Annotated in this window: 11 protein-coding genes, 1 pseudogene and 1 riboswitch; of the genes and pseudogenes, 4 read left to right on the top strand and 8 right to left on the bottom strand. The window is 53.5% G+C overall.

Going from position 1 to position 12803, the window contains the following annotated elements; all coding sequences use genetic code 11:
* From TRICHSKD4_RS31490 to TRICHSKD4_RS02350, 6 genes and pseudogenes are all read right to left on the bottom strand, one after another.
* A pseudogene (locus TRICHSKD4_RS31490) lies at positions 1–493 on the bottom strand (P1 family peptidase); the annotation flags it as partial.
* 122 nt (positions 494–615) lie between these two features.
* Positions 616–1224, bottom strand: a complete 609-nt coding sequence (locus TRICHSKD4_RS02370; RefSeq protein WP_009465794.1) for a thiamine phosphate synthase — start codon at positions 1222–1224, stop codon at positions 616–618.
* Entirely contained in the window at positions 1221–1997 is a 777-nt protein-coding gene (locus TRICHSKD4_RS02365; protein ID WP_009465793.1) for a thiazole synthase, read from the bottom strand. The genes TRICHSKD4_RS02370 and TRICHSKD4_RS02365 overlap by 4 nt, the downstream gene beginning before the upstream one ends.
* 2 nt (positions 1998–1999) lie before the next feature.
* Entirely contained in the window at positions 2000–2197 is a 198-nt protein-coding gene (gene thiS, locus TRICHSKD4_RS02360; RefSeq protein ID WP_009465792.1) for a sulfur carrier protein ThiS, read from the bottom strand.
* On the bottom strand, positions 2194–3171 hold the full coding sequence (locus TRICHSKD4_RS02355; protein WP_009465791.1) for an FAD-dependent oxidoreductase: 978 nt from the start codon (positions 3169–3171) through the stop codon (positions 2194–2196). Before TRICHSKD4_RS02355 ends, thiS begins: the two co-directional genes overlap by 4 nt.
* Before the next feature lie 64 nt (positions 3172–3235).
* A riboswitch (TPP riboswitch) is annotated at positions 3236–3369 on the bottom strand.
* A 94-nt stretch (positions 3370–3463) separates the two neighbouring features.
* Positions 3464–3733 carry a leucyl-tRNA synthetase gene (locus tag TRICHSKD4_RS02350; RefSeq protein ID WP_009465790.1) on the bottom strand — a complete coding sequence of 90 codons (270 nt, stop codon included), beginning with the start codon at positions 3731–3733 and terminating at the stop codon, positions 3464–3466.
* 185 nt (positions 3734–3918) lie between these two features.
* Here TRICHSKD4_RS02350 and tyrS point away from each other — a divergent pair, with 185 nt between their 5' ends.
* Entirely contained in the window at positions 3919–5172 is a 1254-nt protein-coding gene (tyrS, locus tag TRICHSKD4_RS02345; protein ID WP_009465789.1) for a tyrosine--tRNA ligase, read from the top strand.
* A gap of 56 nt (positions 5173–5228) precedes the next feature.
* Here the strand turns inward: tyrS and TRICHSKD4_RS02340 are convergent, their stop codons facing one another.
* On the bottom strand, positions 5229–8534 hold the full coding sequence (locus TRICHSKD4_RS02340; RefSeq protein ID WP_009465788.1) for an AsmA-like C-terminal domain-containing protein: 3306 nt from the start codon (positions 8532–8534) through the stop codon (positions 5229–5231).
* Between the two features lie 218 nt (positions 8535–8752).
* Between TRICHSKD4_RS02340 and bcp the strand changes: the two genes are divergently transcribed.
* The 3 genes from bcp to TRICHSKD4_RS02325 all read left to right on the top strand — a co-directional run bounded on the left by bcp (position 8753) and on the right by TRICHSKD4_RS02325 (position 11501).
* Complete coding sequence (bcp, locus tag TRICHSKD4_RS02335; RefSeq protein ID WP_009465787.1) at positions 8753–9220, top strand: thioredoxin-dependent thiol peroxidase; 468 nt, start codon at positions 8753–8755, stop codon at positions 9218–9220.
* Positions 9221–9255: 35 nt separating this feature from the next.
* Entirely contained in the window at positions 9256–10092 is an 837-nt protein-coding gene (locus TRICHSKD4_RS02330; protein WP_009465786.1) for a ferritin-like domain-containing protein, read from the top strand.
* A 92-nt stretch (positions 10093–10184) separates the two neighbouring features.
* Positions 10185–11501 (top strand): M23 family metallopeptidase, encoded by a 1317-nt coding sequence (locus tag TRICHSKD4_RS02325; RefSeq protein ID WP_040616034.1) that lies wholly within the window; start codon positions 10185–10187, stop codon positions 11499–11501.
* 51 nt (positions 11502–11552) lie between these two features.
* On the opposite strand, the gene prfB is transcribed toward TRICHSKD4_RS02325, so the two are convergent.
* Positions 11553–12684, bottom strand: a protein-coding gene (gene prfB / locus TRICHSKD4_RS02320; protein WP_139051934.1) for a peptide chain release factor 2 whose coding sequence is annotated in 2 segments (ribosomal slippage) — positions 11553–12614 and positions 12616–12684 — 1131 coding nt in all. Because the reading frame shifts where the segments join, the coding sequence is not laid out codon by codon here.
* Positions 12685–12803 lie beyond the last annotated feature (119 nt).

The raw sequence follows: 12803 nt of genomic DNA, 5'->3' as shown, positions 1-12803 counted from the left end.
ATTGGACTGGACCAGCGTTCCAAGTGCGTAGGTCTTACCATCCAGCTCAAAGGTCGCGAAGACGAGCCGATGCCGCCTTGAAGCCAAAGGCGCTCATGCCCGTGCCTGCCCCAACGCTGCCCTGCTCGAAATCTGTTGAGGCCGCATCAAGGGCTGCAACCGCATCGTCTTCGGTGAGCGCCATCGCCTGAATATCACTCAAATACCCGTCATTGCACTCCATCACAACTGGGTTCACTGTGCCCGTGGACCAGCCAATATCCGGATTTTCCGCTATTGCCCGGCGGCAGAGTACATTGATGCCGGTGCCTACACCAAATGTGTTGGTTAAGAGGATCGGCGACTCCAGGGTACCCAGTTCGTCGATCTGCATAAGCCCTGCACTCTTGCCAAACCCATTGATGACTTCGGTTCCGGCAATGAGCTTTTCTCTGAAGAGATTGCCTTTATGCGGCAGAATGGCGGTGAAGCCAGTTCTGAGATCCCCTTCGATCTTTGTCAGATGACCGATAGTGACACCCTCGACATCACAGATCGTGTTTTTCGGACCAACCTCCATATCCCCGCAAAAAAGGCCAAAATCACGGGCGAGCGGACGATGTGTTGGACTTTTACTCATCCCCGGGCCTTTGCAGTGGCAGCAATCCACTCTTTGGCTCGCGCTTCTGGATTGTCGTTCAAAGTTATATCGGTCACGACAGAGGCAATATCAGCGCCGTGATCCAGCGCCGCGCTGGCGCGTTCTGGCGTCAGGCCGCCAATGGCAACCAACGGAATATCCCCGATCCTTTCTTTCCAGATGCGGAGTTTCTCAAGCCCCTGCGGTGCCCATTTCATCTTCTTCAGGATTGTCGGGAAAACCGGTCCGAGTGCGATGTAATCCGGCTTAGCGGCAATCGCGGTGTCGAGTTCCGCATCATCATGGCTGCTCAGGCCAAATTTAAGACCTGCTGCGCGGATGGCGTCGAGGTCTACATCCGTAAGATCTTCCTGACCGAGATGGATCCAGTTACACTTTTCTTCAATCGCCATCTGCCAGAAGTCATTGATGACCAAGGTGACACCCAAGCGATCACAGATTGATTTGGCTGACCGAATTTCAGCGCGCAGATCGTCGTCCTCCAAGTCTTTGACGCGAAGCTGGACGAGTTTCAGTCCAAGTGGGCCGAGCCGCTCAATCCAGCTGGCGCGATCTACAATCAGGTAAAAGGGATCGAGTTTCATGAAAAAACAGCCTGTCCGATAAGAGGCGTTGACGGTGTTGCAAAATCGCGTGGTTCCAGCATTCCAGCGAGGTATCCTTCGCGGCCCGCTTCAATCGCGTGTTTGAAGGCGCGCGCCATTGCAACGGGATCACCGGCCTTGGCGACTGCCGTGTTCAGAAGAACCGCATCATAGCCAAGTTCCATCACAGTTGTGGCGTGAGATGGCCGTCCAAGCCCCGCATCTACAACCAGCGGCGTATCAGGAAAATAGCTGCGCAAAGTGCGGAGCGCCGTCAGGTTTAACGGTCCAGCTGCCGATCCAATCGGCGCGCACCACGGCATCAAAACCTTGCAGCCAACCTCCAATAAGCGCTCTGCAAGCACAAGATCATCGGTCATATAAGGAAAGACTTCAAACCCGTCTGCACACAACTCTTCGGCTGCTACAACCAGTTGAAACAGGTCGGGCTGAAGCGTGTCGGAATTGCCAATGACTTCCAGTTTGATCCAATTGGTTTTAAAGAGGTCGCGGGCCATTTTCGCGGTCAAGATCGCATCGCGCGCCGAATGACACCCAGCGGTGTTTGGCAACACGTGGACACCGAGATTTTGAATAAGCTCCCAGAACTTTTGACCGGCCTGTTGTCCACCTGCCGTTTCGCGGCGCAGGGAGACCGTGAGGATATCCACCTCGCCCGCCTTTGCCGCTTCACTTAAAATTTGCGGCGACGGGTATTGCGCCGTGCCGAGCAAGAAGTGTGAGGCAACTTCTTTGTCATAAAACGTTACCATAATCAGCCTCCCTGCATCGGTGCCAGAATTTCCACTTTGTCGCCTTCAGACAGCTGAAATGCTTCGCGCCCATCAGCTGCGATCAGCTCACTGTTGACGGCTGTTGCGAGCCAGTCGCCTTCAAACTCCAGCTCAGGCAGAAGGTCAGCAAGCGTGGCAGCTGAGACTGCCTTTTCCTCGCCGTTTACGGTCAAATTCATGAGGTAATGTCCTCGGTGTTGGTCAATTCAAAAGCCATGTCAGCCGCCTGAACGGCCAGACTCGGAGCCATTAGATAGCCGTGCCGGTAAAACCCATTGATCAGGATCTGGCGACCTCGTTTTTCGACACGCGGAATGTTGTCGGCAAAGGCCGGACGAACACCGGAGTTCATCTCCATCACTTCAGCTTCGGCAAAAGCTGGATGGAGCGTGAAGCTGGCGTTGAGCAATTCGACAACGGATCGCACCGTTGGTTTCAGGTCCGCATCACTTTCGATCATGGTCGCCCCAATCATGAAATGATGATCCGCCCGCGGCACGACATAAAGCGGAATGCGCGGGTGAAGGAGGCGCACCGGCCTTGAAAGCGCAACTTCGGGCGTTCGCACGATCAACATTTCACCGCGGACACCGCGCAGCCGGCTGTCCTTTTCCGCCATGCCGACTGCGTTCACCACGATATCATAGGCGGGATCGTCCGGCTCTCCGGTTGCATCAAGCTCAATACGGCCTCCCATAGCTTGGAGCTTGTCGGCAAGCGCGAGCATTGCCCGGCGCGGGTCGATGTGTGCTTCTTCCTTGAAGAACAACGCTTTTCGATAGCGCCCAGCGAGAGAAGGTTCGAGTTCAGAAATCCGATTGCCATCAATCATATCGTGATTGGTCGTCTGGGTGCTAAACCTGGATAGCTCACTGGCATCTCTAGGGGCTACAACAACGAGTGTTCCGTGATGCTGCACCTCATTAGGCAGTGCCTTTTTCCACCAGTGCACGGCTTTGGCACCCTCAGCGACTACGATTTCGTCTGCGGCCTCACCTTCACACCACGGCGCTAGCATGCCACCGGCCTGCCACGACGGATTAACGCTCAGCTCAGTGCTCTTTTCTTTCAATGTGACTTCAGCACCGCGAGACGCAAACTCAAAGGCTGCGCACAGCCCTCCAATGCCGGCGCCATTGACCAGCACTTTCATGGCACCAGTCCAACAAGCGGCACACGCAAGGCCAAGTCAGCAGAGCTGAGGAAAATGAACTTGAAATCAGATGGCATACCATCCCTCCGCCAAGTTTATCTGGATCAGGTTCGAAGGGTAACCGCGCCTTGCCGGGAAAAACTAACCAGCAAATCAGCAGACTCTCAGCTCCCTGTCAGAGCTCCCCTTGATCTTGCCTAGTCATGTGGCGGAGATACCCCTGCTGTCAATGGGGCAACTCCGCAATCGCCAAGCTTTGTCAGCATAAAATTAGCTTGCCGAAGGGGTATCTTCACACCAATGGATCAAGCCCTCTAGACTTCCGCCAAGGCTCGTAAGTGTTGTCGCCATCCAGCACCATGCGGCAGGCCATGACTGCCACTTGAACGGCTTCCGCCCGCACGCGGTCACGGGGTTCTTCAAACGTTGCTTTGGCCAGTTCCCCTACCTCTTCCATTAAGGCCGCCAGGGTAACGTTGTCACCGGGAAACTTGGCGCGCGCTCGGCCCAGCTCGGCCTTGATTTCTCCAAACAGGGCGTCCATCTCGTCTTGGTTGCTCATCAGTTTCTCCTTTTCTCGGCAGAGACCGTGGTCAGATTCGGCTGTCATTTCCAAGAAAAGTCTTATGAAAACCCGGTTCAAAACGGTTCCAGCAGCCTGCGGTAATTTACATATGTGTTCCTGCAGTATAGAGCCTTGGGAAAAGCGGCATTTGCCGGAAAGTGATCAGCAGCGGGTAACGAAGTATGAGCGAGTTCAAATCGGAGTACATGCAGGTTCTGTCCGAACGCGGGTACATCCACCAGGTTTCTGACCCGAAAGGTCTGGATGAACTCTGCGCCAAGGAATCCGTTACCGCCTATATCGGCTTTGATTGCACGGCGCCCAGCCTTCACGTTGGCTCTCTGGTTCAGATCATGATGCTGCACTGGTTTCAGAAAACCGGGCACCGCCCGATTGCTTTGATGGGCGGCGGAACCACCCGCGTTGGTGATCCCTCCGGCAAGGATGAAAGCCGAAAAATCCTGACACCAGACGACATTGAAGCGAACAAGGCAGGCATCAAGCAGGTCTTTGAAAAGCTCCTGACCTTTGGCGATGGACCCCAGGACGCGGTGATGGTCGACAATGCGGATTGGCTGTTGTCGCTGAACTATGTCGACTTCCTGCGCGAGATTGGACGGCACTTTTCCGTCAACCAAATGATCCAGCGCGATTCTGTTCGGCTTCGTCTTGAACGCGAGCAGCATCTGTCCTTCCTTGAATTTAATTACATGCTGCTTCAGGGCTACGACTATCTGGAGCTTTATCGCCGAACTGGCTGCCGCTTGCAGATGGGCGGCTCGGATCAGTGGGGCAACATCCTGTCGGGAACTGATCTCGTCCGCCGGCTGGAAGGCGTCGAAAGCTTTGCCCTCACCTCCCCGCTTTTAACGACAGCGTCCGGCGCCAAGATGGGCAAGACAGCGGATGGGGCTGTCTGGCTAAACGAAGATCAGCTGTCGGCCTATGATTATTGGCAGTACTGGCGGAACACAGAAGATGCAGATGTAGAACGCTTCCTGAAGCTGTTTACGCTTTTACCTATGGACGAAATTGCTCGGCTGGCAGCACTTGAAGGTTCAGAAATCAACGAAGCCAAGAAGGTCTTGGCAACTGAGGCGACTGCATTGCTGCATGGCCGCGAAGCAGCAGATGCTGCAGCAGAAACAGCGCGCAAGGCCTTCGAGGAAGGCCAATCAGCAGCCGGACTACCAACCATCGAGATTGCAAAGAGCGATCTCGAAGCAGGGCTTGGTATTCTGACAGCCTTCGTCACCGCAGGCCTCTGCGCTTCCAACGGCGAAGTGCGACGGAACATTAAGGGTGGCGCTGTGAAAATTAATGATAAGGGCGAGAGCAGCCACGAGCGCTCGATTACACCTGCTGACATAACCGAAGATGGCATCGTGAAACTGTCACTTGGCAAGAAGAAGCACGTTCTCTTGAAGCCTGTCTAAGGTGAATTCGAAGTAACAATCAAGATCGCTGAGCCGGGCCAATTCGCCCGGCTTTTCTATTTCTGGAATTCGAACATCCGGCGGAAAATACCCGGCGCTATCGCCGAAACCGGATTAACGGTCAGGACCGGATCGGCCAGTTCACCACTCAGTTTGTAAGTTACACCGATCAATCCGCCCTCATTGCCGCCACCACCAAGCGCAAAACCGAGCAGGGGAATTTTGGCAAAGGCATTGTTCAGCGCATAGATGGGCACGAACGTGCCAACCATATCCAGTGTTTGGGTATTCAAATCGATGTCGCCTGACACCGTTCCACCAAATGCCGCACCCTGCAACGCGCCCTTGGTTATGTTGATCGTGTCTCCATCTCGAACAAAATCAATTTCGAGCGTCTCGAAAGATGCGTCCGACCCTTCAACATTTTGTCTTGTATGCACGATCACCTGACCTGGGTCTTGCTGTCCACCGCGCAGACGCTCGCGGGTTTTGAGCCGCTCCAGTGCCGGATCGTTCGCGATGGACAGTTTTTTGATGTTGAATTGACCAGTCCACTGAGTTTCGCTGGACATAACAACGTCTAGTTCGCCCTGCCCGCCGCGCATACGATCAAAAAGATCCAAGAAGGACAACATTGCTCCGGAATTACCGAATTGCCCGTTGACGGTTCTCCCACGTGAGAATGGCTCCATGACAAACCGAAACGGGGCATTGCCTTTCAGTCGACCTGTCATGTTGATACCGGTGATGTCCGAACCTGCAATATCGACCTTTCCGGTGAAATCATCGATACGCTCCGAATTGTTGCCTATAACACGGTCGATATTCGCGGTGACCGAAATACCCCTCTTGAATTCGCCTTGTCCGCCTTGCGTGCCGGGGCTTCGGATTTGCCGAATAAGTCCACGGGCATCGAGCTGGTCGCCGACCATGGCAACCTTATAAACTCCCTTGGCTCCACGCTGTATACTAAGTGTCAGCCGATCATCTGGCCTCAGCTGGAACTTGGAGAAGGACGCGGTCTTGAGTTCTCCTTTTGAATCGACACTCAAACTGCCCTCGACATGAACTCCATCAGCCCGCAGCACAAAGTCCCGAACTTTCTGTTCTGAACCTTCCGACTTTAGGGAGAATTCGGCGTTTGCTGGAACACCTCTTTCTTTGGACCAACCCAGCGCATCTATCGAAATTCGTGCGTTTTTCAGATTCGCCGAAATACGCTGTCCATCCGCTTCCTTGGCAATTTCAAGACGGGCTTTTCCGGAAAGGAAATCCGTCAGATCAACGCCCCGTTCCTTCAACTGGGCGACGCTAATATCGACCCCGACATCCTGTTTGACTGCAACAGATGAGCCTTCCAGCGGCAGGACGAGATCTATATCGGCTGGCAATCCATCAAGATTTCCATCGCCCAATATTTTGACCTGCGACGGGTCGGCCTCCAACGAGATATCAGCGCTCTTGATCGTATGTCCCAAGATCGGGTTTGGAGAAGAAAACCGTCTGGCTTTGGCGGACGCCTGCCACTTCACCTCAGAAAGCTTCACCTTGCTATCAACACCAAAACTGGCCTTGATATTCATATCGCCCGTACCGCTAACCCCCTCATAGGAAATCTTGGTTTTTTCCAACACACGGAAGGGTTTGCTGTTCATCACGTTGCCGATATCGCGAACTTTACCGGTCATATCGACGTCGAGTTCGCCAATCTTGCCGTTTCGGATACGAACATTGGCGATCGCAAACGACGCATTGGGCACTGCTACGGCTGCACCTTCGTTGCCAGTTGAATCGATGATCCCATCTTCTCCACTCACAAAAAGGCCGCCATCAGCTAACACCACAGAACCACGTAGCGAATGAATGTCCGGAATTTCGCCAATTGGCGCTAGTCGGGCTTTTTGAAAGTCCAGCGAAAAACTGAGGTCTTTCGGCCCCCAACCGGGATCCGGATCGCTGCGATCAAACGCAGGCGGTTGAACGCCACCTGTAAATCTGGCTCGCTCGACCAATCCACCCTTCACGTGCTTGATGATCCACTTTCGCGCAGGCGGAACAAGAGTAATGGGCCAGAGCTGCTGCGCCATGACGAAAGGTATCTTTTCAGCATCAATGGCCAGCGCCAGATAAGGCCCCTGGTCAGTGACCTGCAAAGACCCAGCTCCCTGAAGCTTTGCGTCGCCAGACTTCACCCCAAACCCGTCGAAAAATATGGTGCGATCCGCAATGGAGAGTCGTCCGTTTGCAAATGCGCTTTCCAGAACATGTGATGGATGCGCAATATCCGACGGACCAATAGCGGAATAATTTGACCGAAGCGCATAAGTCCAAGGTTCGGACTGTATTTCAGGCGGATTGAATGCCCCTGCAAGATTGACGCTTGTTCGCCCTTGCTCATAGCGAAACTCGTCCAAACGGACAGACGGGTTAGACTTATCCATTGATAGGGACACTGCGACGTCATCATAACTAACAGTCGACCGGCCAAGCTGGACCCAACCATTTTGAGAGCGTCCAACCAGGTTTGCCCTTTCGAATTGACCGTGCGAATCGACTGCCGTATCGATCTGCACCATAAATGGCAGTCCACCACCTTTACCCGGTTTGATCGTTTTTTCAGGACCAACCAACTCACGGACAGTCAAATCGTTTGCACGGACTACAAACCTGCCACCTTTCTCGGGATCGAAACGCCGCACCGCCTCGACGGACCATGGACCATTGTGCCCACTGATATCGAGCGCCAAATGGAGCTGGCCTTGGTCGCTCCTGATGAAGCTGATGTTCAATCCGGCGATATTCCGTTTGATCAGGCCGTCAAGTGCAAGGTCACCATCCGTTACTTCGAACCGCTGAAGCCCGGCGTCCGCTACATTGCGATCAATCTCAGCAATAATCTGATGGACCTGCTGAACAAGCTCCCTCACTTTTGGGAGTGGCGCATTTTCTCGTTTGGGAATCAGCAAATCAATTCGTGGCTGATGCGCAGTGGCCGCGGTTATCTTGGGATGCCCCGTCCATAAACTCGACGTCACAAGGGAGGCGCTGAGTGACGGTATAAATGCTTTTCCGGCAACCTCCCCTTCCAGGGCTATGTTGATATCTCGGAGGGTCAACAGCGGTGCGGGTTCTGCCGTCAAATCGAGTTTGACATCAAAAACCGACACGTCGACCTGACCTTCAGGAACCAACCGATCGATCATGCTGGAGGCAAAGGGGATCGACACCGGTCCGGTCGCAAGTTTGAAACCAAACCAGCCGAGGGGGCCAACTATCAAAATCAGCAGCAGAACAAGAAACAGCCGAAGCCAGGTCCATTTCCGCTTTTTAGACGTCTGATCAAAACTACTCGCGTCGGTCATTCAGTTCCAGAGTGTTGCCAGCTCTTTCCGAATCCCCCCGCACGCGCTCGGAAAGCGCAATAGGATCACAGTTCGCTTGCCAGTGTCAGATTTGAACGAGTCACCTTGTGCATTATATACACTGCGTATGTGGCAAAAATCGACTGCCTTGGCCGTGAAACTAGGGCAAATCATTCACATCTCAATAAATTCCACCGGAAACAAAATAGGATTGCGATATGGCTGAACTCGCTGTTGGAACTGAAGCTCCAGATTTTGATTTGCCTGGTGATGGCGATACCCAAATCAGGTTGAGCGCCCTGCGCGGGAATCCGGTCGTTGTCTACTTCTATCCGAAAGATGACACTCCAGGCTGCACGAAGGAAGCGATTGCCTTCAGCGGCCTTAAATCCGAATTTGATGCCCTGGGCACAACGATTGTTGGCATCTCCCCCGATACTGCGCAAAAGCACGATAAGTTTGTGACCAAGCATGATCTGAAGGTCCGGCTTGCAGCTGACACGGAAACAGGAACTGCGCAGTCCTATGGCGTGTGGGTGGAAAAAAACATGTATGGAAAGAAATATATGGGCGTTGAGCGCGCAACCTTCTTGATCGATAACAATGGAAAGATCGCGCAGATTTGGCGGAAGGTAAAAGTTCCAGGACATGCGGACGCCGTGCTCGAAGCTCTCAAGGGCCTGTAATTACCTCCGTACTGAAATGATGGACACAGATCAGAATGCCGCAGGAATTTGACGCAGCTACTCCCGTCACTCTCGTTGCCGGGGCACCGCAAATTATTGCGGCATCCGACACCTCACAGAAGGTCGCGCTTGCTTACAAGACGTCCAGAACCTGGTTCAAACGCGACCTCGCAATCGGCTCTCCTTCACTGGATGGCCCGATGCCCGAAAGGCCGGGCCGCCCGGACAAACCGAAACTCCTTGCGCCGCGCGACATGCCAAAACGGGCCCTCGGTGGTGTTCAGGGTCGTGTCGCCCTTATCCATTCGCTTGCGCATATCGAATTGAATGCTGTTGACCTGACCTGGGATTTGATCGGCCGCTTCGCTGACAGGAAGCTACCCAGATCCTATTATGATGATTGGGTTCGGGTTGGCTTGGAAGAAGCCAAGCACTTTTCAATGCTGGAAGACCGCTTGGCCCAGCTAGATGCTGCCTATGGCGATCTTCCAGCTCACGATGGTTTGTGGCAAGCAGCACAGGAAACCGGCCATGACTTGGCGGCTCGGCTCGCCATCATTCTGTTGGTCCTGGAAGCACGCGGGCTCGACATTACACCGCCCATGATCGAAAAGGCGCGTTCACTTGGAGACCTTGATACTGCCAAATGCCTTGAGATTATTTATCGCGACGAAAAGAATCACGTAGCATTCGGCGCAAAGTGGTTTCGATACCTCTGCGATAGAATCGGCAAAAGACCTGAACCACTCTTTCAAGGCTATGTGCGAACACACTTTCGCGGACAATTAAAACCGCCATTTAATGACAGAGCACGGTCAGAAGCCGGGCTTACGCCGGGGTTTTATAAGCCATTAGCTTCGATCAAGGGATAAAAGTATTACAGCCGCAAGGAAAATATTAACCTTACCCAGTGTTTAATCTTCACAAGGATCGCAGCGTTTCAAAGCGAGTGAAGATTTCGAATATGTACAGGCAGAATGCTTCAAACAGCTCTTATGAGAGCAACCCTTATTCAGCTCCCAGAGCGCCGCTGTATTCGTCAGCGCCGGAGCCTGCATCTGGCGTGCGAAAAACCATTTTGGCAGGTGCCCTTTCTGTACTTTTCCTTTTGGGTGCAGGTGCCTCAAGTTTTGGAACTTATATTTATCTGAAAGACGACATCCAGATCTCGGCTACTGTCGAAAAGTCCGAGATGGAGCTCCAATATCAGGACAAAATCGATCGACTGAGAACCGAAATTGAACGCCTGAACAGCATGCAGATTGTTGATCGTGAAAGCGTTGAATTGCTGGTACAGGAAATTGTCCGCCGACAAGAAACAATATCAAAACAACATCAGGTGGTCTCAACCCTGATGGATCGTGCTGAGCAAAGCGGTATCAAAATCGCCTCGGCAAGTGCTGTTCCGCTTGCAAAACCTGCGACCACTAACCTTGCAGGGGATGAGAGTGACATCGACAACCTGATGGCGATTGGTGGTGAGCCTGAACCACTGACCGACCCGCTCAAGTTGCTCGGTCTTCGCGGCACAGAAACCAGTGCCGAGACTGTTGCCCCGGAAGTCAAAAAAAAAAGTGATAGCGACAAGCATGCAGCCCTGAATTCGGTCCGCAAAGATCTGGACGGGATGCAGCACGAGGCTGACACCGCGCTTATTGCACTCGCAGTTGCAGCGGAAAGTAAAGTCAACCGGATTGTGTTGGCGACCCGCAGCCTTGGAATCTCCATGAAACCGGAAGGCTTCCCCAGCGGTGTCGGCGGGCCGTTTATTGCTGCATCGGGAGCATCTTTTGAAGCCCGCGTAGAGCGCGCAGAAAAAGCACTAAACGCTCTTCATTCTGTAAAAAAAGAAGCCGCTAAGCTGCCTGTCCACCGCCCAGTGAAGAAGGTGCGGATTTCCAGCCGTTTTGGGCCGCGTCTCGACCCGTTTTTGAAAAAATGGGCTCTCCACAGCGGCATTGACTTTAGGGCTCCTTACGGTTCGCGCATTTATGCAGCTGGTGCTGGAAAGGTCATTCATGCTGGCTGGAAAGGCGGCTACGGTAAGGTGGTCATCCTTCAGCATCCGAATGGCCTGACAACTCGCTACGCTCATATGAGCCGCATTAAAGTTAAAAAGGGTGCGTCTGTTTCAGCCGGGCAAGTTATTGGCAATATCGGATCAACTGGCCGCTCCACCGGGCCTCACCTTCACTATGAAGTGCGGCGGGATAAAAAAGCGATCGACCCTGCAACCTTTATTGCAACAGGTGATAAACTGGCGAAAATCGGCGCCATGTAATTTCCCGGACTTTCCATTCAAAAGGCCGCCAGAATCGGCGGCCTTTTCCTATTATTCGATGTCTTCGACTTCGACCGGGTCACCGCCAAAGACGCGCTGAGCGAGGGCTGCCTCCATGAAGGGATCAAGGGCCCCATCCAGAACATCACCCGGCGATGTGCTTTCAACTCCGGTTCGTAGATCCTTCACCAGCTGATAAGGCTGAAGCACATAGGAGCGAATCTGGTGCCCCCAACCGATATCGGTCTTTCCTGCCGCCTCCGCATTGGCCGCTTCTTCGCGCTTTTTGAGTTCTTGCTCATAAAGGCGCGCTTTCAGCATGGACCACGCAGTTGCCCGGTTCTTGTGCTGGGATCGCTCTGACTGACACTGCACGACAATACCGGTCGGCTGGTGCGTGATACGAACAGCAGAATCGGTGGTATTGACGTGCTGTCCACCGGCTCCCGACGCTCTATAGGTGTCAATTCGGCAATCGCTTTCATTGACCTCGATCTCGATTGAGTCATCGATAACCGGGTAGACCCATGCGCTGGAGAAGCTTGTGTGGCGACGTGCATTGCTGTCGTAAGGCGAGATACGCACCAATCGGTGAACACCAGATTCGGTTTTCATCCAGCCGTAAGCGTTTTCACCCTTGATCAACAAAGTGGCGGACTTGATGCCAGCCTCTTCACCGTCGTGGTATTCCAGAAGCTCGACCTTGAAGCCCCGCTTTTCCGCCCAACGACGGTACATGCGGAGCAACATTGATGCCCAATCCTGGCTTTCCGTTCCGCCGGCGCCGGAATTGATTTCCAGATAGGTATCATTCCCGTCAGCTTCACCGGAGAGCAGCGACTGAAGCTGCAGCTCATTGACCTTGTCTTTCAGGCCACGGAGCGCATCCTCAGCGTCCTTGATGACCGATTGATCACCTTCAAGTTCACCGAGCTCGATCAGCTCCATATTGTCTGCGAGATCTTGTTCCAATCCCTTGACGCCGTTGATTCCGTCGTCAAGTTGCTGGCGCTCGCGCATCAGTTTCTGGGCTTTGGTCGGATCATTCCACAGCTCCGGATCTTCAGAAGCTGCATTGAGTTCATCTAGTCTGACAAGGGCTTGATCCCAGTCAAAGATGCCTCCTCAGCAGGCTTATGGCCTGCTTGATTTCATCAACGATCGCTTCCATTTCGGCGCGCATCGAATACCTCGTCTTTTGGGTGGTTGGGCCTAGCGTTCAAACCTGAACCGGCCATGGAAATTGGCGGGGACATTAGCCGCGTCGCACAGCGCTGTAAACAACCGGAAGGTCGCCCGTTC

This window comes from Roseibium sp. TrichSKD4, from assembly GCF_000148725.1.
In the GTDB taxonomy this organism is placed as follows: Bacteria; Pseudomonadota; Alphaproteobacteria; order Rhizobiales; family Stappiaceae; genus Roseibium.
Note: the sequence above shows the minus strand (reverse complement) of the source record. Positions and strands in the feature narration are given on the sequence as shown.